The organism is Achromobacter sp. ACM02 (assembly GCF_014851605.1).
Taxonomy (GTDB): domain Bacteria; phylum Pseudomonadota; class Gammaproteobacteria; order Burkholderiales; family Burkholderiaceae_B; genus Achromobacter; species Achromobacter aegrifaciens.
Genome location: NZ_JACUZY010000002.1, coordinates 612,539 through 632,170, shown reverse-complemented (window position 1 = coordinate 632,170; position 19,632 = coordinate 612,539). Strand labels below are relative to the sequence as shown.

Below are 19,632 nucleotides of genomic sequence, written 5' to 3'. Positions count from 1 at the left end.
CCCCACGCTATATTTTTTTCATCAGCCGCGCCTCGCACAGAGCCGGATCGAACCGCCCCTGGCCATCAATCGTCGCGGCGCTTATTAATCATCCAGCGGCATCACACCGGAAAGCGATGAAGAGAAGAATGTCCAATGAGACACAGGGAGTCTTTTTCTTGCGGGCGATGCGTGCGCTGCGCGGCGGCGCGCACGCCCTTGCAGGACGCCTCAGTCTGCCGCTGATCATTCTCTCGGCTTGGCAATCGGCTTCCATCACAGGCCTGATTTCGCCCACCCTGTTGCCCTCCCCGCTCCATGTCGCCGAGACGGTGGCGTACCTGATCGACAGCGGAGAACTCTGGCGCCACGTCAGCGCCAGCGGCCTGCGAGTGATACAGGGCTTCGTCGCGGCTGCCGCGCTGGCGCTGACATTGGGAATCTCCATGGGAATCTTCAACCGCCTGGAGCGATTCGTGGATTTCCTGATTCAAATACTCAAGCCGGTTCCCCCTATCGCCTGGATTCCGCTGTCGGTCCTCTGGTTTGGCATTGACGAAGGCGCCAAGATTTTCATCATCGTGCTCGGCAGCTTTTTTCCGATTCTGACGACTACCGTGGACGCCATCCGCCAGACGGACTGGCGCTACGTGGAGCTGGCCCGGACGCTGGAGCTGCCCCGCCATCTGTTCATCCGCAAGATCATGCTTCCGGGCGCGACGCCGCAGATCATGAGCGGTCTGCGCATAGGCCTGGCCATGGCCTGGATGTGCGTTGTAGCCGCCGAGCTGATAGCAGCGCCCAGCGGCGTAGGCTTTCTGATCATGGACGGCCGGGCGATGTCCCAGGCAGATTTGGTGCTGGCAGGCATGCTGACCCTGGGTGTGCTTGGGAAGATCACTGACGACGTTCTACGGGCTGTGGAACAACCGCTGGTCCTATGGCGTCCTCAGTTCAAGGGGATGACACGCACATGAACGTCCTATCGCAAGCGCAGCAACGGGCAGGCAACGGCATGCAAGCCCTGAATGTGAGCAAGCAATACCTGGGTCCCCATGGCCAGCATGTGGCTGCGTTGGTGAACATAGATCTCGTCTTTCCCGAAGGCAGCATTACCTGTGTAGTGGGGACCAGCGGTTGCGGCAAGAGCACCTTGCTCAGGATCCTGGCGGGGCTGGATGGCGATCATGGCGGCAGCGTCACGCTAGGCGCACAGACTTTCTCCGGGCCATCGCTCCAACGCGGCGTGGTGTTCCAGGACCATCGCCTGCTGCCCTGGATGACGATTGCGGAGAATGTGGCACTGGGCCTGCACCGCAAGACCGCCCAGAGACGCCGGGAGATCGTGGACCAGAAGCTGGAGTTGGTTGGGCTATTGGCGTTTCGCGACACCTATCCTGCACAGCTTTCGGGCGGCATGGCCCAACGTGTAGCCATTGCACGTGCGCTGGCGCATGAGCCGCGCGTGCTGCTGCTGGACGAGCCGTTCGGCGCGCTGGACACCATCACCCGGCTGCAGATGCAGGATGAGTTGCTCCGAATCCGCGAGAAGGAACGGGTGACGACCGTGCTGATCACCCATGACATCGAGGAAGCCGTCTATCTGGGCGATCGGATTGCCGTCCTGTCGAGCAGGCCGGGCACGGTACGGGCCGTGGTCGATGTCGAGTTGCATCACCCGCGCAAGAGGACAAGCGCCAGCTTCGCGGCCTTGCGCCAGTCGCTTTACGAGCAATTTCTACAACATGCCTCCGGAGCGCCGCCAAGCAACGTGCCAGAGCGTGGCGATACGGCTTACACCCCGATAGCAGGTGGCACCCATGCATGAACGATTCCGGAACCTCATGACAGCGGCGGTCTTCGGCGCAGTCTTGCTCTGCTCCATGGCGGCCCACGCCACCGATACGCTGCGCCTGGGCGTCATGCCCTTCGTGCCGTATTCGGCAAGCCTGCTGGCCCGGCAATACGGCTGGGTGGAAGAGGAACTGAAAAAGGCCGGCCACGACGACGTCAAAGTCATCTGGACGCAATTTTCCGGCGGCCCGCCGATCAATGAGGCGTTTGCTTCCGGCGACCTGGACATCGCCGCGCTCGGTGACACTGCCGCATTGATCGGCCGCGCTTCCGGAATCGACGATCGCATTATCGGTCTGTCATACAAGGGAGAGGAAACGCTGGCGCTGATGGTGCGCAAGGATGCGCCATTCCAGAGCGTGGCAGAGCTCAAGGGTATGAAGGTGGCGACGTTGCGCGGGGGAAACGTGCATGAACTGCTGGCGCTTATCCTTGCCGAATCCGGCCTGAAACTGTCGGACGTGCAGTTTCTCAACCTGTCTCTGCAGGACATGAACACGGCGCTGCTCAATAGCGATATTGACGCCGCGCTGGTGTGGGACCCCGTCTTCACTCAGTTGGAGACCGAAGGCCAGGCACGCACGCTGCGCGATGGCAAGGGCCTCAAGAGCAATCTGATTCCCATCATCGCCTCCGCATCGCTCATCAAGCAGAAGCCCGAGTATGTCCAGGCCTACCTGCGCGGTATCGCCCGCGGCGCCGACGCGCTGAAACGCCGGCCGCAGGAAACGGCCGCCGAGCTGGCTCCTGTTTTCGGATTGAGCCCGGCGCAGACGTTGACGGCATTCAGCCGTTCTTCCTGGGTCCCGCGTCTGGACGCGCAAGCGTTGGCCGAACTGAGGCGTTCAGTCGAGTTCCTGTTGGGCAATCGAATGATCCGCAAGCCCCTGGATCTGGACAAGTTTGTCGATCCTGCAGACGCCGCAGCCACAGACCTGACGGGATATTTGGGATCCGCCCGTGATCCCTCCAACCCGATCCCGGCGGGAGTGCCCCATGCCTGAATCAAACAAAGGCATAGCGCCCCAAAACGCGGATGATCAACCCCGGGCCTTGCCGGCGCGGCTGGTGCTTTGGCCTGCGGCGCGCCCTGATTTCCAAGCCGTTCGCGACATCGTGCTCGAAGCTGAAGCGTTGGGCGCAAGCGCGGCGCTGATCACAGGCGGACGCGGCGCGCTGGAACCTTTGACCGTGGTAGGCGCGCTGGCGCCGCTGACCGCACGCATAGGCCTGCTCGCCGAAGTCGACGCTGCCGAAACCCATCCCTATACCGCTGCCCGCCGACTGGCGGCGCTCGATCACATCAGTGGCGGCAGGATTGGCTGGTCGCTGACTGGCGCTCGCGAACCTGGCCGCATTCGGGACTACGTCGATGCGGTGCATGCGCTCTGGGATAGTTGGGATGACGATGCCCATCGATTCGACAAGCGCAGCGGCGTCTACATCGATACGGATCGGATCGCGGCAGCGGACCACGCAGGGCCGTTCTATCGCGTGGCAGGCCCGCTCGATATTCCTCGACCGCCGCAGGGCCGCCTGCCCAGGGTGGGCGATGACAGCACTGCGGATGTCTCTTTCAGTGAGTGGATTGGCGTCGTGGCAGATCCGACCGCATGGCGCAAGCTGCGCACCCGGTTCGAACCGGGCGTCGCGGATACCGCCGGACGGCCGCCTCGGACGCTGCGGCGCGAGTTAGGCCTATCGGACATTCCCCCGCAGTACTCCAACCGTCTTGCCGCCGCCCCAAATCCATGACCGCTCAAGATCGATCGTTGATTCTGCTCGTGAACGCCTTTGTCGCGGGCCACCACGAGGGGGCTTGGCGGCTGCCCCAAGCTCAACCAGAACGCCTGCGTGACATCCGCTATCACCAGGAGATCGCCCGCCTCGCCGAGACTGGGGGCTTTCATGCCATGTTCGTCGCGGATTTCTTCGTGTTCAATCCGGGCGCGCGCCATAGCCCGCGCTGGGAACTGGATCCGCTGACGCTCCTGTCGGGTGTCGCGCAGGCGACCGAACGGCTGGGCTTGATCGCAACAGGATCGGCCACGCTGAGCACGCCGGAAGAAATTGCGCGCACCTTTTCCACGTTGGATCATGTCAGCGCCGGACGCGCCCTCTGGAACATCGTGACCAATGGCGATCCCGCGGCAGCCGCCAATTTTGGACAGGACAAGCCCGTACCGCATCAGCAGCGCTACCAGATCGGAGCGCAGGCTGTTCAAGACGTGCTGCAGCTTTGGCGCAAAGGACAGGACGTGCCAGCGCCAGTCCAGTCGCATCCGGTTCTGGTGCAGGCCGGGTCTTCATCGGATGGCCGCGACTTCGCCTCGCGCTATGCCGAACTGGTATTCACCGCGCAAAACACCATCGGGGAGGCACATGCGTTTCGTCACGACTTGCTGACACGCGCCGCGGCGCATGGACGCAAGCCTGATGCTGTGAAGCTCATACCCGGCATCAGCCCCGCCATCGGCAGCACGGTTGAAGAGGCGCGCCGCAAAAAGCGCGACCTTGACGAGTTGATCGTACCGGAAGCTTCGCTGGCGTGGCTGGCTGGCTTTGGAATCGATCTGGGAGCCCACGACCTGGACGGTCCCCTGCCGCCGATATTGGGTGACATCGATAGATTCGAAGGGATAAAAAGCCGCTTTGGGGTGATCGCTTCGGTAATCGAACGCCACCGCCCGACGACCATCCGTGCGTTGCTCCAGTTACTTGCGGGCAGTCGCGGCCATGCCAGCCTGAGCGGCACGCCGGAGAGCATCGCGGACCTGATTGCCGAGTGGTTCCAACAGGGCGCGGCCGATGGCTTCATGCTGATGCCGCATGCTTTCCCGAGCGAGTTCCAGTTGTTCGTGGACGAAGTCGTGCCCTTGCTACGCCGACGCGGCTTGCTGCGGAATGGAGAGCGGCAAGCGGGCTTGCGTGAGCGCCTGGGGTTGCCGATGGAAGGGCTGGGCGAGCGAATCTAGGAAATATCTGCGCAATGCCCCCCAGATGAGGGTCTGAAAAGGCATTCGTCTGCCGCAGTAGGCCAAGGGCCTATGAAATGGGGCAAAGCGGCGCGATCGCCCGCAATCGACGAGCATCTGCCCACGCGACTCCAGAGGCACAAAGAAAATCCCGCCATATCAGTACATTTACATCCGCTCCTGCCGTAAATCTAGCTAAGTCTGGTTTATTGAAAACAGGAGTTTGATGTGGCAGAAAAAGGCTTGATCCGTGGACTTGTGATCGGCGTACCCTCATTGGTGGTTTTGGGAGCCGCTTCCCTCTCCATGCTGGGGTACGGTGCAGCCAGTGCCATTGAAAGCCGCTTTGGCGTGCCTACGGAATTGACGTATGACACGCCACTAGATCTTCTGCATCTCTCCAGTCACGCGTTTTCCGGCTGGATAGAAATTGCGGACGAGATACACACCCTCGAAAACTTCAAACTGTTGGCCATCGTCATGGCGGCCATAGGCCTCGCAATCACCTTGGTTTTCATTGGCTCGCACACGTCGAAAGTGCGCGAACCCGTGATAAAGGCCGGAAGCAGCATCGCGCTCATGCTCTCCAAAATTCCTGGCTGGCAGTTCATTCAAAGAGGCCGGAGATGGCTGCGCAAGGAAATAATCAGCTTCATTCCACTAGCCGCACTCAGCATTGCACCTTGGCTACTTATTTTCGCCATGAAGACCGTGCTGATTCTATTTGCCCTCCTTCCCTATTTGGGATACGTGGGGGCAATGAAACAGCTCCAAACCTGGATAGTTTCCGCTGAGCATTGCACCCCAATCGGCAGCAGAAATGAGAGATTGATTCTCTCCGACCTTCCAAAGACATCTGCCCAGCAAGAGAACAAAAGCAAGGCCACTCCATGCCTCGCTCTCTGGAGAAACGGTTCCATGATTGCAGAAGGCCGACATGTCGCGTCAACCGGAAGCACCATCATCCTTTTTGATCCGGTAAGCGGCAATGTGACGATAGAGCCGACCGAGGGAAGCTCCTTGCGTTTACACGGCCTTTCCGCAGTGACGCTGAAAGAGTTGATTGAAACTCCCAACACCGACAACTAAGGCGGAAAATGGCCCGATCATTTGATAGAAAACATCTATAGCCTTGAAATAATCATAGCAAAATATATAAAATTACTTGCCTATAGCAAACAATAATATGCCTTAAGCAAGTAATTGGAACTCCCCCATGACAGAGCAATCGCTCTACGACCGCGCCGAAGCGGTCCGGCATTTCAACCGTTTCTACACCCGCCAGATCGGCGTCCTGCATGAGCACCTGCTGGCCAGCGAGTTCTCGCTGACCGAAGTCCGCATTCTTTATGAACTGGCCCACAGGCCGGCGCTCAGCACCTCGGACCTGTGCCGGGAACTGAACCTGGACGCCGGGTATGTCAGCCGCGTGATCTCGGGCTTCGAAAAGAAAGGCTTGATCGCCAAGACGCGCTCGGCCGCGGATGCCCGCGTCGGCCTGCTGGAATTGACAGAGGCCGGCCGGGCGGCGTTTGCTCCGCTCAATGAAGCGTCCCGCAACGAGATCATCGCCATCCTCAAACAGCTATCGGAGCCGGCGCAAGCGCAGCTGGTCAATGCCATGAACGAAATCCAGAACCTGCTCGGCGACAAAGCCCCCCTGCCCTATGTGCTGCGCGATCCGCGCCCGGGCGACATGGGGCTGGTGGTGGCAAACCAGGCCATGGTCTATGCGCAAGAATTCGGCTGGAACTCGGAGTACGAGGCGCTCGTGGCCGAGATCGTGGCGAAGTTCATCCGGGAGTTCGACCGCGAGCGAGAGCGCTGCTGGATCGCGGAGAAGGACGGGAAGATGGTGGGCTCTGTCTTCGTGGTGCGGCAGGACGAAACCACGGCGAAGCTGCGCCTGCTGTATGTGGACGGCTCCGCGCGCGGGCTGGGCATAGGCCATCGGCTGGTCGACGAGTGCCTGCGTTTTGCGCGGCAGGCGAGCTACAAGCGCATGGTGTTGTGGACCAATAGCGTGCTGACGGACGCGCGCCGGATCTATGAAAAGGCCGGCTTCGAACTGGTCGAGGAAGAACAGCACCACAGCTTCGGCAAGGATCTGGTGGGACAGTATTGGGCGCGGGATCTGTAGGAAGCGCGATGCATCCCTGCGGCCAGATCAAATCCGTTTCCACGGACAGGCTCGACTCCGATGAGTGAACGCGCCCAGGCCATATGCGCCGCCGCCGTCACAGGCGCGCTTGTGGGGGCCGCGATGGTGTCCACCCGCGCGGTGTCGAGCAACGTGTCGCCCGAGACGCTGGCTTTCCTGCGTTATGCCATCGGGGCGCTCGTGCTTGCCGCGCCCATGCTGCGCCGATGGTCTGTACGGTTCACGGCCAAGGATTTCTGCGCGGTGGCGGGCCTGGGCATACTGCAATTCGCGATGCTGATATTGCTGTTGAACTACGCGCTGGCCCGGCTGCCGGCCGCCACTTGCGCGCTGGTGTTTTCCACGCTGCCGCTGGTAACGCTGTGCCTGGCGATTGCCACGGGACGCGAGCAGTTCAGCTGGCCGCGGCTGATCGGCGCGGTCGTGGCGGTCTCGGGGATTGCGCTATTGCTGCAACCCTCTGCCGCCGCGGTGGGCAGCGCCGCAGATGGCTGGGCATGGGCCGCCTTGTTGGGCGCGACCTTCATCGGCGCGGCTTGCAGTCTTTTATATCGTCCGTACCTGCGTCGCTATCCATCCATGTATGTCAGCGTAGTGGCGATGCTGGTGTCGGTCTTGTTCCTGGCGGGCGTCTGCCTGGCGCGAAGCGCGCCATTGCTGCCCAGCCTGTCCGGCTTTCAATGGGCGAACGTGGTGTTCATCGGGCTTTCCAGCGCAGTGGGCTATTTTTGCCTGCTGTGGGCGCTGAGCCGCCTGGAGGCAAGCCGGGTAATGTCGTTTCAGGCGCTGGCGCCGATCACGGCAGTATTGATCGAGCTGCTGAGCGGCTCGTATCCGCTGACCTGGCGCCTGACGGGGGCTTTTGTTCTGGTGTTATCGGGCGTCTGGTTCGGCACGCATGAACGGCGCGCGAGCCCCGCTTGACTCTGCCTCTGGAGCATCAAACCGTTCAGGTTTCTGGATTGATCCGGGCGCGCGTCTTCTCGTCCAGGATGCTGCGCACCAGCGCAAACAAAGGATCCGCGTCGGTGTGCTTCTGGCCGTAGGTCAGATTGAACCCATAGTCGAAATCCGGCGGATTCAAACCCTGCGTGTGCTGCAGGATGGTTTCCAGCTTGTCCAGGGCCTTGACGGCTTTGGCTTCCGGCGTGGCGGCATCCTCATATTCCTGCCAAAGCGCCAGGATTCCTGCGCGCTGTTGCTCATCCAGGGAGCGGGTCAGGTGCAGCAGGTCGGCTTTCTCCTGTTTGGCCTTGTCCGGATGATGGTGTTTCTCGATGGCGGGCACGTCGCCATGGATGGCCTCGCCCAGATCGTGCAGCACACACAGCTTCAGAACCTTGAGCATGTCCAGGCCGGCCAACTCGTCTTCGAAGGCCATGGCCATCAGGCACAGGCGCCAGCTGTGTTCAGCCGTGCTTTCAGGGCGGCCGGTGGACGTGAATCCGCTACGCAGCACGCTCTTGAGTTTTTCGGCTTCCTGCAGAAAGGCCAGCCGGCCTTTGATGTTCTCGATATTCATTTCAATTCCAACCCAATGCGGCGCGGCCATGGGCCGCGCCGGCCATCACAAGGTCGGCTGCGGAATGGGGATATCCTTTGATATCAGGTCGCCGTCTTGAATCCTTGTGTCGCACCCGGAGCTAAGGCCCCACTTGGTGACCGTGCCGTCATCAATCCTGAACTTCTCCGTGCATCGGTAGATGGTGTTGTTGATGATGCCACGGACGTATTCGTACGAAATGATCTTGCCGCCGCTGGACAAGGTATAGCTGTTGGTGGGCGGCCCCCATTTGGAAACCAGCTTTTCTTCGCTTTCGCCAACCCACGATTGCATCATGTCAGCCCTGGTTTCCTGGCGTTCATTGTTGATCATATTGCCTAGCGGGGAACCCGCGCACCCGGCAAGCAGTTGAGCCACAAGAACCGTCAAGATTAGCTTCTTCATTTATTTTTTCCCCTGGGATCGGCCTGACATGGCCGTGGATTGCAAAGACAGCCGTTCGCAGTGCGGCCTAGCGGCAAGATTCCTTCGGCAGATCGAACCCGACCTTGACGCTGGTCGCGATCACGTTCTTGAAAGCTGCATCGGCGACGCTGTTGTAGCGGGCGTCGCAATTGAATTTGTTATTGAGCAGGTAATCCTTGCCTTCCGCCTTTTCCATCTGCGTGGCCCATTTCTCGGCTGCATCCAGCGCTTGGTCTCCGGCCTGTACAAAGCCCAGCATGATTTCCATGCCACCGGCTGCGCGAGGCGCGGTCCAGCTTGCGTACACCCAGGGATCGGCGGCGTTGCCGCAGTCGGTCAGGCAATCTGCCGTATACGTCAGGTCAGAGCCAAAGGCGGCGGGGGTAATTTTCTGCCCAGGCTTGGGCGCATATTCGCCGATGAAGCTGGCGAGGTCGGGCTTGCAGGTTTCAGAGGGTTCCATGCTCAATGCCGATACCTTGCCCGACTGGATCGTCGCGGTGACCAGGCAGCCCTGCACGTCGAACACGCGATCGTCGCCATAGGATTCCTGCGGCGCGCCGGCTATCGTTTCGAAATGCGCCTGGCTCTTGCCCAGCATTTTTCCATTGAAGACTTCCTGCACGGTGGCGGCCTGCGCAATATTGCCGCCGGCCATCAGCAGCCCCATGGCCAAAACTCTGAAATACATACTGGATCAGGCTCCGTCGAATATGGGTTTTGCCGCGGGCCAAACCTCGCGCGCAAACGGAGCGTATTCAAACATAGATGGCACTGCACGAATGGGCAAAAAATCGGTAATTCACCGGCATACGCCTGCGGATACTTCGCATTCACTGGAAGCCGCGGATTCAAGCAGTAACAACTGCGGCAGCGGGGGAACAAATTATCACGTTTACGATACGGCCCTGGCAGATCGCCGTATGACCGGCCTCCGATTAACGCTTAGGCGCGAATATCACCTTGACCGGCGCGCCCTGCTTGACCGTGCTGGCCCAGGGGCCATTCTTCGGTTCGAACGCGGGATGCCAGGCCCTGAGTTCCGTATCGGAAATCCATTCAAGCTGCAGTTGCTCATCAGGCGTATACGACCGGAACTGCGTCAGCGCCACGATGAACGCATTGCACTTTTCCGACACGCCGGTCTCGACCACGGATACCTGGGTCTGCTCGTCCCAGGTCAGCGACCCGCGCTGCGGGCATTTGCGGACCTCGACGTGATACTTTCCGCCAGGCGAAGGGAGATCGGCGATGATTTTGTCGGGACCGCAAGCCGTCAGCAGCATGGACGACAGCAATACCAGCGGAATGCTTTTTTTCATTGAAAAGCCTTCTGACCGTGAAGGAGGTCGATCCGTGAAAACCTGCGCATGATACCTTGCGACCTTGCGCACCGTTGAAGCCTGAAGCGTTCACACATGGACGATCGATGAACACACCTACGCAATACTGCAGCCAGAAGTTTGCCCGCAAGCCCTGGAGGCTCGCATGCCGATAGCCCTGGCCGATCTGGAGCAAGGCGTCATGGAGCTGTTGCGCGCACAGCCCGCGTTCGCTGGCTGGAAGAAAAAGGGCAAGCGTTGCCTGTGGCGAGCCTGCGGCGAATTGCAGCAAGGCGTGGAACTGATCCGCTACAAGGGCTCGTTCGACGACGCGCAGCACGTGTCCTTGGGCGTTTACGTGTCCTTTCCGTATGAAAAGGAATGGCCGGTTTACGTGCCGGCAGAAGTCTGGAACAAGGGGCGCATGTACCGCCGCGCCTATTTGAAGCCAGTTGCCGGGCTAATCCTGGAACCTACGTTGGGCAGCGGCGCGGTGCTCAAGATCGGCAGTGCGCAGGACCTGAAGGACTGGCTGTCGACCTTGGCGGCGGATGTCGAAAACCATCTGGCTCCATGGTTTCAGCGCTATCAGACTCTGGAGGAAGCGTGGTACGAGTACCGCATCCCGTCCTGGCGTCTGCAGGCGGCCGGCCTTAAACCGGAAGAAAGACCGGAGCGCTAAATCAAGGGAGAGTAAAGCCCGCCGCGCCATTCCCGAAGTTCTCCACGCTGCGCGGGGACGCAACGATAGGCTCGTTCTCGGGTCATATCGTTTTCGTCAATCTGCACATTCTGGCGACGCCACGGCCCCTTGCAGACGATATCTCCAAAAGAATATCGCACCCACGCCCGCACGGTGGCATGTTTGTCAGCGACCTCACCGATCGGAAACTCAAGTGGTCTCAACGCATCCGATAATACCGGCGAAGAGACGATCAGCGGAACCGCAGGTGCCGCCGCTGCAATTCAGCAACGGTCCTGCACCCCATCAGCTTCATGGCCCGCTCGATCTCGACCCGCATCAGTTCCAGCGCCCGCTCCACGCCCGGCCGGCCGGCGGCCGCCAGCGGAAACAGGTAGTAGCGGCCCAGCCCCACGGCCTTGGCGCCTAGCGCCAGCGCCTTGAGTACATGAGTGCCACGCTGCACGCCGCCGTCCATCATCACGTCGATGCGGTCGCCAACCGCGTCGACGATTTCCGCGAGCTGGTCGAAAGCGCTGCGCGAGCCGTCCAATTGGCGGCCGCCGTGGTTGGACAGCACGATGCCGGTGCAGCCGATGTCGGCCGCGCGCCTGGCGTCTTCCACCGACATCACGCCCTTCAGGCAGAATTGCCCGCCCCATTCCTGCACCATCGCGGCGACATCGTCCCAGGTCATGGCCGGGTCCAGCATGTCGGTGAAGTAGCGGCTGATGGACATGGCGCCGCCGCCCATGTCGACGTGGGTGTCAAGCTGCGGCAGCCGGAAGCGTTCGTGAGTTAGGTAATTGAGCGCCCAGGCTGGCTTGATGGCGAACTGCGCGATGCCGGCAAGATTGAGCCTGAACGGAATGGCGAAGCCGGTGCGCTTGTCGCGTTCGCGGTTGCCGCCAGTGATGCTGTCCACGGTCAGCATCATGACCTGCACGCCGGCTTCCTTGGCGCGGGCCATCATTTCGCGGTTCAGCCCGCGGTCCTTGTGGAAGTAGAACTGGTAGACCTGGGGGCCGCCGCTGATCTTGCGGGCTTCTTCCAGGCTGACGGTGCCCAGCGAGGAGACGCCGAACATGGTGCCGAACTTGCCCGCGGCGGCGGCAACGGCGCGTTCGCCGTCATGATGGAACAGCCGCTGCAAGGCGGTGGGCGAGCAATAGACCGGCAGCGCCAGCTTCTGGCCCATGACGGTCACCGACATGTCCACTTCCGCCACGCCGCGCAGCACATCGGGCAGCAGGTCGCAGGACTCAAAGGCCGCGGTGTTGCGCCGGTAGGTGGTTTCATCGTCGGCCGCGCCGTCGATGTAATTGAAGATGGGGCCCGGCAGCCGCTGGCGGGCCATGCGGCGAAAGTCGTGGAAGTTCTGGCACTGATGCAGACGCATGGGTGGACCTTTATCGACACTACACGTACAGACAGCCTGAGCCCCCGGATGGAGCGGGAGGAATTGTAGACCGATAGCCGCATTTCCAAGGACATCAAAATGGACCCAAGCGCAGATCGTGTTAAATGCGGGCTTTCGCCCTACGAACGGAAGTACTCCGCAATGCCTCACCACCTGCTCAAACCGGCCACGCTGATCGCGGCCGCCGTCCTGTCGCTGCCCGCCGCAACCGTCTCGGCGCAACAGAACCTGGAGCGCGCCACCTCCTTGGCCCAGATCCACGCCATCATGGAGTATTGCGAGGTGCTGACCCCCGAACTGCTGGAGGTCCTGAAGAAGCGGCAGCAGTCCGCCACGCGCGAGTCCGGCGTGTCGTCGCTGGTGTTCGATGCGGAGTATCTGCGCGCCTACGCCAAGGCGCGCAAGGACATGGCGGATTTCGGGGAGGAAGAAAAGGAGCTGACCTGCCAGCCCATGCGGGCCATGGCCGGCAAGGACTGAGCCCTCATTGCCATGCACCCGAAGTGGCTGCGCGGCGCCTTGAAACATGGCGCCGGCAAGCGTAGTCTGACACCGCTGATTCTTCCCCCACTGCCATAGCCGGGAGCGATTCATGGCGCAGAAAGAACGACATAAGGGCCGCTTGATAGATCACATCGGGCTGGTGGTGCGCGACCTGCCCGCCAGCAAGGCGTTCTACACGGCGGTCTTCAATGCGTTGAAGATTCCCATCGGCGGTTCCGACGGCCCGGACTTCTGGACGGACGAGCTGTTCATTTCCTCGCGCGGCAGCGCCGAGGTGCAGGGCGAACTGACCGGCCGCATCCATCTGGCGTTCCAGGCGGAAGACCGGGCCATGGTAGATGCCTTCTACCAGGCGGCGTTGGCGCATGGCGGCCGGGATAACGGTCCGCCGGGCGAGCGCGCAAACTACCATGCCGGCTACTACGCCGCGTTCGTGCTGGACCCGGACGGCAACAATATCGAAGCCGTCACGCGCGCGGGCGCCCAACGCAGCGCGGCCTCGGTGCGGATCACCTACTGAACGCGCCGCCAGCGCCCGGGGCTGGACGTCAGGCCGCGCCCCGCGGCGCCTGGATCATCTTCCAGCCATTGCCCGCCGGATCGCGAAAGCCCGCGTCCACGCTGCCGTAGCGTTCGATGGGTTCCTGCGTGAACTCGACGCCCAACGCCTGCAGCCGGGCATAGTCTGCGCGGCAGTCGGCCACACGCAGGACCAGAGGCGGCATCGCGCCTTTGGCGACCATGGCACGCAGCGTCTGCGCCGTGGCCTCGTCGTGGATGGGCGGGCCGGGCGCAAACAGGCCGAGCTGAAACGAGGGCTGGTCCGGATGCTGGACCGTCAGCCACCGGTACGGCCCGTTGCGCACGTCCGTATGGACGCGGAATCCGAGCTTGTCCACGTAGAACGCCAGCGCCGCGTCCTGATCGTCCACGTATATACCCGCCACGTTGATGCCTGAGTTCATGAGACCTCCTTGGTTGATGGCGGAAATTTACCGTCGGTCTCGCGGCGGCGCTTCTCCAAAACAGCGATGTTGAGGTCGGGGCGCTGCGCGGCCTTCGCTACGCAGCCGGGCATGCTGTCCAGTGGCGGCGTCCCCGCCCGCGCCTGCACCCGCATGGCGCTGGGGCTGAGCCCGGTGACGTCGCGGAAAATGCGGCTATAGGTGCCGAGGCTTTCCCACCCGGTCGCATAGGCGATTTCCGTGACGCTCTGCTCCGTGTCCCGCAGCATGGCCACGCTTTGTTCGATACGCCGCGTCAACAGGTAGCGGTGCGGCGGCAGGCCGAAGGCGCGCTTGAAGGAGTGCGCGAAATGGGCCTTGGAGATGCCGCTGACCTCGGCCAGGCGCTCCACCGGCCAGGCTTCGTGCGAGGCCGCGTCCATGCGGTCCTTGACGCGCAGCAGGCGGCGCAGCAAGCCCGGATCCTGCTGCGCGCCCGCGCCTGGCGCGGCTTGCGCCAGCAGCGTTCCCAGCTTCAGCAAGGCGTCTTCCTGCACCGTGCTATAGCCCACCACCACACCCGACGCCAGCTCCACCTTGCGGCAGAAGTCCGCCACCGGCTGCATGCCCACGCCCGCGGCCCGCGCCGCCGCCACGGCCTGCGCCACATCCCAGCCCGGGGGCAGCCACCACAGCAGATGAAAGCCGGCGTGTTCGCCACCGACGCGCAATGCATCGCTGCCGACGGCCTGGCGCAAGGCGCGCAGCACGGCGTCGCGCCGGCGCGCGTACACGCCGCGCGCCTTGCGCACGTGACGCGCGAAACTGCCGTCCTGCAGGAACGCCGCCAGCGTCATTTGCTCGATGATGCTGGGCGAGCGCCCCGCGCGGCGACGCGCCTGCACGAAAGCGGGCGCCAATTCCTTGGGCACCACCGCATAGCCGATGCGCAGCGCGTTGAACAAGGTCTTGTTGAAGCTGCCGCAATGGATGACGCGATCGGCCGTATCCAGGCTTTTCAGGGCGGCCAGCGGCGCGCCGTCGTAGCTGAATTCGCTGTCGTAGTCGTCCTCGACGATCCAGCAGCCGGCCTGCGCGGCCCAGTCCAGCAGCTCCAGGCGGCGGGACACGGGCATGGTGGCGCCGGTAGGCGCCTGGTGGGCGGGCGTGACGTGCACGAGCTTTACGCCGCGCTGGCGCCGGGCCTGCGCAACCGGAAAGCCCCCGGCATCGATGGCCAAGGGAACGATGTGCGGCGTGTACTGGCCGAAGATCGGTTCGGCATTCAGGTAGCCCGGATCCTCGATCAGCACCTTGTCCTGCGGCTGCAGCAGGAGATGGCCGCAGAGGTCCAGGCCGTCGCGGATGCCGCCCAGGACGATGACCTGCTCCGGATCGCAGCTGATGCCGCGCGCCGCGCCCAGATAGCGGGCGATCTGCTCGCGCAAGGGGCGCCAGCCTTGCGGTTCATCGTTGGCAAGCTGGGCCGGCGTGACGCGCCGAGCGCTCGCCATCAGCCCCTTGCGCCAGCGTTCCATGGGGAAGAGCGCGGCGTCGGCGCTGCGGGAGTAGAACTGGGAGTTGGGCTGCAACGGCGCGTAGATCGCGGCCATATGCGGCGCGGCCCCAGGCGGGCTGACAGCGGGCGCGGGCTGCGGCTCGCCTGCTTGCGTTGCCGGCCGCGGCTCCGGGGCCTGGGACGTTGCGGCGCTCTCGCCCGGCAACCCCGCCCGGAAAAAGTTGTCCGGAATCACCGCCGCCACGTATGTGCCCGAACCCACCGTGCCCGCGGTATAGCCTTCGCTGCGCAATTGGTCGTAGGCAGCCTCGACCGTGGAGCGCGCAATGTGCCAGCGCGCGGCCAGGCTGCGCGTGGACGGCAGGCGCGCGCCGGACGGCAGCGCGCCCTTCAATATGCGTTCGCGGATCTCGCGGTAGACCCAGGCCTGCTTGGACTCCCCTGGCCGCGCGGCGTCCATCGGCAGGTCCAGGCTGGCTTCCTGGCGTTTCGCTCCTGGCTGCCCTGCGGAAAGTGGCTTGTTCATATTGAGAGAAATGGCTCTATTTCATGTAGCCATTCTATCGGTAGATTGGCTGCCTGAGCCCCATGCGGGGCAAATTTCCTGGAACCTGCCATGACCGCCACTGCGCCCTGCCACACCATCACCCTGGAGACCGGCCCCTTCTTCACGGACGGCACGACCTCGATCCTGGAGGCGGCACTGGCCCAGGGCATACCCGTACCCTTCTCCTGTCAGCGCGGGGCCTGCGGCTCATGCCGCGCCGTGGTCATGGATGGCAGCTATGAACGCATGGCGCCGCCCGCGGACGGCGGCTACCAGACGGCCAGCGACGAACTGCTGATGTGCCAGTGCCGCGCCGCCAGCGACCTGACGCTGCGCTTCCCGCATTGGCGCGCCCCCGAAGAACCCAGTCCGCCGCGCCGCGCCCGCGTCGCGTCGCGCCTGCCGCTGGCCCCCGACGTCACCCAGCTCATCGTCGAAATGCAGGGCGAGGACGACTACGGCTACCTGCCCGGCCAACATGCCCGACTGATCCTGGACGGCGGCGCCCGCCGCAACTTCTCGATTGCGAATGCGCCCGGCGCGGCGGGGCCTGCCCGGCTGGAGTTCCACATCCGCCGCATGCCCGGCGGCGCCTTCACCGATGGCATCCTGCCCGGCCTCCAGCCCGGCGACATGCTGACCCTGGACGGCGCGCAAGGCAGTTGCACCTGGCCTGCGGAGATGCCTGCCGGCATCGACCACCTGGTGCTGCTGGCCACCGGCACGGGCTATGCGGGCGTGGCTCCCATCCTTATGGCAGCGCTGCAAAGCCGCGCGCTGAAGACGGTGACCTTGTACTGGGGCGGACGCACGCCGGACGATTGCTACGCCGGGCAGATGCTGGATGCCTTGCGGGGCAAGGGCGACGGGTTCCAGTGGCATGCGGTGCTGTCCCAGGCCGATCGCGCAGATGGTCAGCCCCGCCACGTGCAGGACGCCGCCATCGCCGCGGACCACGACTGGTCACGCAGCCTGGTCTACGCCTGCGGCAATCCGGCAATGGTGCAGGCGGCCCGCGACCGGCTGCTGGCGGCCGGCCTGCCCGCCGACCGCTACCGGTCCGAGGCCTTCCACCCCGCGGCGAGAGGCACGGCCGGCGCCGCGCCGCAGCGCGAGGCGCATCCCTGGGAGCGCCTCAGTCCGCGCTACACGCTCGCAGGCATCCTCGACGCGCGCCAGCGCTCCATGCAGGCGGTGGCGGAAATCGCCGCGCTGATGCGCCCCGGCATGACCACGCGCGAGGCCATCGCAGTGGCGGACGAGCACTTGCGCCGGATGGGCGCGTCCAACAACTGGCACCCGACCTATGTGCGCTTCGGCCCGGATACGCAGTCCCCGCCCATCCAGCGCACCGACTATGACCGCAAGCTGCAGGAACATGACATCTTCGTGCTGGACATCGGCCCGGTGTGGGACGGCCACGAGGGCGACTATGGCGACACCTTCGTGCTGGGCGCCGATGCAGACCGCCTGCGCTGCGCCGAAGCCGCGCGCGAGGTCTTCCGGCGCGCCCGCCTGGCGTGGCTGGAAGGCCTGACGGGCGCCGCCCTGTACGACCGCGCCTCGGAATATGCGCGCGAGCTGGGCTGCGAACTGGTGCGCGAGATTCCCGGGCACCGGGTATCGGATTTTCCGCATGCGCTGTACGGCAAACATCTGCTGGCGCAGGCGGACTTCGTACCCGCCGACGGCATCTGGGTACTGGAGATCCAGGTGCGGGATGCAGAGCGGCCGATGGGCGCGTTCTACGAGGACGTGTTGCTGCGCTAGCGCGGCGGGCGCGAAGCCCGCGCCTTACCCCCGCTGGCTCAATGCCCGGCTGATCCGGTGCTTCGACACGGTGGTCTTCGGCACATGGAACGGGAACCAGCTGCGCACGTCCTCGTCCAGCCCGATGCCGTGCATGTAGTTGTAGATGGCCTTCTTCAGCGCACGGCCGAGCGCATCGTGATCCACGCCGGTAGGGTCAAGGAAGCCGATGTCGTTCTTGGCGAAGGTGATCGGCGGCAGGGGCTTGAGGGTAACGCCGTATTCCTCGGGGTTCTGTCCCACCGGTGAATGCACCGTACAGGCGAACCGGTGGAAAAAGCCGCTCTGGATGCAGCCGTTGTCGAACAGTTGCCGCACGTACTCCAGCGCGTCCACGGTGTCCTGTACGGTCTGCGTGGGAAAGCCGTACATCAGGTAGGCATGCACCAGGATGCCGGCGTCCGTGAAGGCGCGCGTGACCCGTGCCACCTGGTCGACCGAGACGCCCTTCTTCATCAGGTTCAGCAGGCGGTCCGAGGCGACCTCAAGGCCGCCCGACACCGCAATGCAGCCGCTGTCGGCCAGCAGTTCGCAAAGCTCGGGGCTGAAGGTCTTTTCGAAACGGATGTTGCCCCACCACGAAATACCGGTATCGCGCGCGATCAGTTCGGTCGCAAGCGCCTTGAGCGACTTGGGCGGCGCGGCCTCGTCGACGAAATGGAAGCCGGTCTGCCCGGTTTCGCGCACGATGGCCTCGATGCGGTCGGCCAGCACCGCGGCGGATGCGCCTTCGTAGCGGCCGATGTAGTCCAGGCTGACGTCGCAGAAGCTGCATTTCTTCCAATAACAGCCATGCGCCACGGTCAGCTTGTTCCAGCGCCCGTCGCTCCACAGCCGGTTCATGGGATTCAGCATGTCCAGCAGCGACAGGTAGCGGTCCAGCGGCAGCCCATCCCAGGTGGGCGTGCCCACTTCGGCAAAGGCGATGTCGGGTTCGACCATGTTGACGTAGCGCACCGCGCCCGTGTCCGCGTCGCGCAGGAAGGTGCGCACCAGGCGCTGGCGCGAGCGCTTGCCCTGCAGGTGCTCCAGGAGCGACAGCAAGGGGCGCTCGCCCGCGTCCAGGGTCACGTAGTCGAAATAATCGAAGACCCGCGGGTCTTTCAGTTCGCGCAGTTCGGTATTGACGAAGCCGCCGCCCAGCACGGTGACGATGCCGGGATCGTGCGCCTTGATGGTCTGGGCGATGCGGAATGCGGCATAGACCGCGCCGGGGAACGGCACGGACAGGAGCACCACGGTGGGCGTGTGGCGGGCCAGCGCTTCCGAAGTCAGGCTGCGCAGCATGTCGTCCACCAGCGTGGGCGGCGCCGCCAGCGCCTGGGCCAGCGGATCGAAGGTGGGCTGGCTGCCCGCCAGCGATTCCGCGTAGCGCACGAACTCGAAACGCGGATCCACCGCGTCCCGCAGCACATCGGCCAGGTCGTTCAGGTACAGCGTCGCCAGGTGCTTGGCGCGGTCATGCAGGCCCAGGGCGCCGAAGGCCCAGCCCAGCGGATCGCCGCCGTCTTCGTCCAGATACACGTCCAGCGAACTGAAGCGCGGCCCCTCGGGCAGGAAATGGCGGCCGACGATGCGGTGCGCCAACGTCGAATCGCGGCCCTGCAGGAAGGCGATCACAGGCCCGATGGTCGCCAGATAGCGCGCCTGCTGCGCCACGAAGGACTGGACCGCGGGACTGTGCTTGTTCGCCGGCAAGGCAGCAACGCGTTCCGCCACGGCGCGCAGGCCGTCGGCCGACAGCAGGCGCAGCACCAGGGCCAGCGCCAGATCTTCCTGGAACGAGGTCACCTCGCGCGACCGCAGAAAGCCGGTCAGGTAGGCGGTGGACGGATACGGAGTATTGAGCTGCGTCATCGGCGGGATGACCGACAGCACGCGTAAAGGCAGAGAGGACATGAAGCACGGCAAGATTGCCGTCAAAGCGGGGATCGGGGCCATTATAGG

The 19,632-nt window shown here is 63.6% G+C and carries 20 protein-coding genes; 12 read left to right on the top strand and 8 right to left on the bottom strand.

Annotated features, from left to right (window positions below; all coding sequences use genetic code 11):
- Positions 1–128 precede the first annotated feature (128 nt).
- From IB258_RS07755 to IB258_RS07720, 8 genes are all read left to right on the top strand, one after another.
- Complete coding sequence (locus IB258_RS07755; RefSeq protein WP_225590315.1) at positions 129–956, top strand: ABC transporter permease; 828 nt, start codon at positions 129–131, stop codon at positions 954–956.
- Positions 953–1,807: an ABC transporter ATP-binding protein gene (locus tag IB258_RS07750; protein WP_225590314.1), complete on the top strand. Its 855-nt coding sequence runs from the start codon at positions 953–955 to the stop codon at positions 1,805–1,807. Before IB258_RS07755 ends, IB258_RS07750 begins: the two co-directional genes overlap by 4 nt.
- On the top strand, positions 1,800–2,837 hold the full coding sequence (locus tag IB258_RS07745) for an aliphatic sulfonate ABC transporter substrate-binding protein (RefSeq protein WP_192352370.1): 1,038 nt from the start codon (positions 1,800–1,802) through the stop codon (positions 2,835–2,837). Before IB258_RS07750 ends, IB258_RS07745 begins: the two co-directional genes overlap by 8 nt.
- On the top strand, positions 2,830–3,588 hold the full coding sequence (locus IB258_RS07740) for an LLM class flavin-dependent oxidoreductase (RefSeq protein WP_192352369.1): 759 nt from the start codon (positions 2,830–2,832) through the stop codon (positions 3,586–3,588). The genes IB258_RS07745 and IB258_RS07740 overlap by 8 nt, the downstream gene beginning before the upstream one ends.
- The gene (locus tag IB258_RS07735; RefSeq protein WP_192352368.1) at positions 3,585–4,808 is read left to right on the top strand and encodes an LLM class flavin-dependent oxidoreductase; all 1,224 of its coding nucleotides are present in this window, start codon (positions 3,585–3,587) and stop codon (positions 4,806–4,808) included. The genes IB258_RS07740 and IB258_RS07735 overlap by 4 nt, the downstream gene beginning before the upstream one ends.
- A gap of 228 nt (positions 4,809–5,036) precedes the next feature.
- Positions 5,037–5,897, top strand: coding sequence for a hypothetical protein (locus IB258_RS07730; protein ID WP_192328403.1), 861 nt, complete (start codon positions 5,037–5,039; stop codon positions 5,895–5,897).
- 127 nt (positions 5,898–6,024) lie between these two features.
- A complete protein-coding gene (locus tag IB258_RS07725; protein ID WP_192352367.1) occupies positions 6,025–6,948 on the top strand; it encodes a bifunctional helix-turn-helix transcriptional regulator/GNAT family N-acetyltransferase in 924 nt (307 codons plus the stop codon).
- Between the two features lie 60 nt (positions 6,949–7,008).
- Positions 7,009–7,893: a DMT family transporter gene (locus tag IB258_RS07720; RefSeq protein WP_192352366.1), complete on the top strand. Its 885-nt coding sequence runs from the start codon at positions 7,009–7,011 to the stop codon at positions 7,891–7,893.
- 25 nt (positions 7,894–7,918) lie between these two features.
- Here IB258_RS07720 and IB258_RS07715 read toward each other — a convergent pair whose 3' ends face one another.
- The 4 genes from IB258_RS07715 to IB258_RS07700 all read right to left on the bottom strand — a co-directional run bounded on the left by IB258_RS07715 (position 7,919) and on the right by IB258_RS07700 (position 10,260).
- The gene (locus tag IB258_RS07715; protein WP_125472351.1) at positions 7,919–8,491 is read right to left on the bottom strand and encodes an HD family hydrolase; all 573 of its coding nucleotides are present in this window, start codon (positions 8,489–8,491) and stop codon (positions 7,919–7,921) included.
- 45 nt (positions 8,492–8,536) lie between these two features.
- Positions 8,537–8,917 (bottom strand): hypothetical protein, encoded by a 381-nt coding sequence (locus tag IB258_RS07710; RefSeq protein ID WP_192328409.1) that lies wholly within the window; start codon positions 8,915–8,917, stop codon positions 8,537–8,539.
- Positions 8,918–8,984: 67 nt separating this feature from the next.
- Complete coding sequence (locus tag IB258_RS07705) at positions 8,985–9,629, bottom strand: hypothetical protein (RefSeq protein WP_192352365.1); 645 nt, start codon at positions 9,627–9,629, stop codon at positions 8,985–8,987.
- 247 nt (positions 9,630–9,876) lie between these two features.
- Positions 9,877–10,260, bottom strand: coding sequence for a hypothetical protein (locus IB258_RS07700; RefSeq protein WP_054456281.1), 384 nt, complete (start codon positions 10,258–10,260; stop codon positions 9,877–9,879).
- A 166-nt stretch (positions 10,261–10,426) separates the two neighbouring features.
- Between IB258_RS07700 and IB258_RS07695 the strand changes: the two genes are divergently transcribed.
- Complete coding sequence (locus IB258_RS07695) at positions 10,427–10,942, top strand: hypothetical protein (RefSeq protein WP_225590313.1); 516 nt, start codon at positions 10,427–10,429, stop codon at positions 10,940–10,942.
- A 253-nt stretch (positions 10,943–11,195) separates the two neighbouring features.
- Here the strand turns inward: IB258_RS07695 and IB258_RS07690 are convergent, their stop codons facing one another.
- Positions 11,196–12,341 (bottom strand): alpha-hydroxy acid oxidase, encoded by a 1,146-nt coding sequence (locus IB258_RS07690; RefSeq protein ID WP_054456279.1) that lies wholly within the window; start codon positions 12,339–12,341, stop codon positions 11,196–11,198.
- A 162-nt stretch (positions 12,342–12,503) separates the two neighbouring features.
- On the opposite strand from IB258_RS07690, the gene IB258_RS07685 reads away from it, so the two are divergent.
- Both IB258_RS07685 and IB258_RS07680 read left to right on the top strand, forming a co-directional pair.
- Complete coding sequence (locus IB258_RS07685) at positions 12,504–12,842, top strand: hypothetical protein (RefSeq protein ID WP_125472354.1); 339 nt, start codon at positions 12,504–12,506, stop codon at positions 12,840–12,842.
- A gap of 112 nt (positions 12,843–12,954) precedes the next feature.
- Entirely contained in the window at positions 12,955–13,386 is a 432-nt protein-coding gene (locus IB258_RS07680; protein ID WP_054456277.1) for a VOC family protein, read from the top strand.
- 28 nt (positions 13,387–13,414) lie between these two features.
- Here IB258_RS07680 and IB258_RS07675 read toward each other — a convergent pair whose 3' ends face one another.
- Positions 13,415–13,831, bottom strand: a complete 417-nt coding sequence (locus IB258_RS07675) for a VOC family protein (protein ID WP_192352364.1) — start codon at positions 13,829–13,831, stop codon at positions 13,415–13,417.
- Positions 13,828–15,855, bottom strand: coding sequence for an aminotransferase class I/II-fold pyridoxal phosphate-dependent enzyme (locus IB258_RS07670; protein WP_192352363.1), 2,028 nt, complete (start codon positions 15,853–15,855; stop codon positions 13,828–13,830). Before IB258_RS07670 ends, IB258_RS07675 begins: the two co-directional genes overlap by 4 nt.
- A 90-nt stretch (positions 15,856–15,945) precedes the next feature.
- Here IB258_RS07670 and IB258_RS07665 point away from each other — a divergent pair, with 90 nt between their 5' ends.
- The gene (locus tag IB258_RS07665; protein ID WP_192352362.1) at positions 15,946–17,646 is read left to right on the top strand and encodes an NAD(P)H dependent flavin oxidoreductase family protein; all 1,701 of its coding nucleotides are present in this window, start codon (positions 15,946–15,948) and stop codon (positions 17,644–17,646) included.
- Between the two features lie 24 nt (positions 17,647–17,670).
- Here IB258_RS07665 and IB258_RS07660 read toward each other — a convergent pair whose 3' ends face one another.
- Positions 17,671–19,584 carry a radical SAM protein gene (locus IB258_RS07660; RefSeq protein ID WP_192352361.1) on the bottom strand — a complete coding sequence of 638 codons (1,914 nt, stop codon included), beginning with the start codon at positions 19,582–19,584 and terminating at the stop codon, positions 17,671–17,673.
- Positions 19,585–19,632: the final 48 nt, after the last annotated feature.

What these genes read in the sequence shown, in the direction of transcription:
- IB258_RS07705 (WP_192352365.1), bottom strand. Translation starts at nt 9,629, where the DNA reads ATGTATTTCAGAGTTTTGGCCATGGGGCTGCTGATGGCCGGCGGCAAT.
- IB258_RS07735 (WP_192352368.1), top strand. Translation starts at nt 3,585, where the DNA reads ATGACCGCTCAAGATCGATCGTTGATTCTGCTCGTGAACGCCTTTGTC.
- IB258_RS07715 (WP_125472351.1), bottom strand. Translation starts at nt 8,491, where the DNA reads ATGAATATCGAGAACATCAAAGGCCGGCTGGCCTTTCTGCAGGAAGCC.
- IB258_RS07690 (WP_054456279.1), bottom strand. Translation starts at nt 12,341, where the DNA reads ATGCGTCTGCATCAGTGCCAGAACTTCCACGACTTTCGCCGCATGGCC.
- IB258_RS07695 (WP_225590313.1), top strand. Translation starts at nt 10,427, where the DNA reads ATGCCGATAGCCCTGGCCGATCTGGAGCAAGGCGTCATGGAGCTGTTG.
- IB258_RS07745 (WP_192352370.1), top strand. Translation starts at nt 1,800, where the DNA reads ATGCATGAACGATTCCGGAACCTCATGACAGCGGCGGTCTTCGGCGCA.
- IB258_RS07680 (WP_054456277.1), top strand. Translation starts at nt 12,955, where the DNA reads ATGGCGCAGAAAGAACGACATAAGGGCCGCTTGATAGATCACATCGGG.
- IB258_RS07700 (WP_054456281.1), bottom strand. Translation starts at nt 10,260, where the DNA reads ATGAAAAAAAGCATTCCGCTGGTATTGCTGTCGTCCATGCTGCTGACG.
- IB258_RS07675 (WP_192352364.1), bottom strand. Translation starts at nt 13,831, where the DNA reads ATGAACTCAGGCATCAACGTGGCGGGTATATACGTGGACGATCAGGAC.
- IB258_RS07670 (WP_192352363.1), bottom strand. Translation starts at nt 15,855, where the DNA reads ATGAACAAGCCACTTTCCGCAGGGCAGCCAGGAGCGAAACGCCAGGAA.
- IB258_RS07660 (WP_192352361.1), bottom strand. Translation starts at nt 19,584, where the DNA reads ATGTCCTCTCTGCCTTTACGCGTGCTGTCGGTCATCCCGCCGATGACG.
- IB258_RS07665 (WP_192352362.1), top strand. Translation starts at nt 15,946, where the DNA reads ATGACCGCCACTGCGCCCTGCCACACCATCACCCTGGAGACCGGCCCC.
- IB258_RS07710 (WP_192328409.1), bottom strand. Translation starts at nt 8,917, where the DNA reads ATGAAGAAGCTAATCTTGACGGTTCTTGTGGCTCAACTGCTTGCCGGG.
- IB258_RS07720 (WP_192352366.1), top strand. Translation starts at nt 7,009, where the DNA reads ATGAGTGAACGCGCCCAGGCCATATGCGCCGCCGCCGTCACAGGCGCG.
- IB258_RS07755 (WP_225590315.1), top strand. Translation starts at nt 129, where the DNA reads ATGTCCAATGAGACACAGGGAGTCTTTTTCTTGCGGGCGATGCGTGCG.
- IB258_RS07740 (WP_192352369.1), top strand. Translation starts at nt 2,830, where the DNA reads ATGCCTGAATCAAACAAAGGCATAGCGCCCCAAAACGCGGATGATCAA.
- IB258_RS07750 (WP_225590314.1), top strand. Translation starts at nt 953, where the DNA reads ATGAACGTCCTATCGCAAGCGCAGCAACGGGCAGGCAACGGCATGCAA.
- IB258_RS07685 (WP_125472354.1), top strand. Translation starts at nt 12,504, where the DNA reads ATGCCTCACCACCTGCTCAAACCGGCCACGCTGATCGCGGCCGCCGTC.
- IB258_RS07725 (WP_192352367.1), top strand. Translation starts at nt 6,025, where the DNA reads ATGACAGAGCAATCGCTCTACGACCGCGCCGAAGCGGTCCGGCATTTC.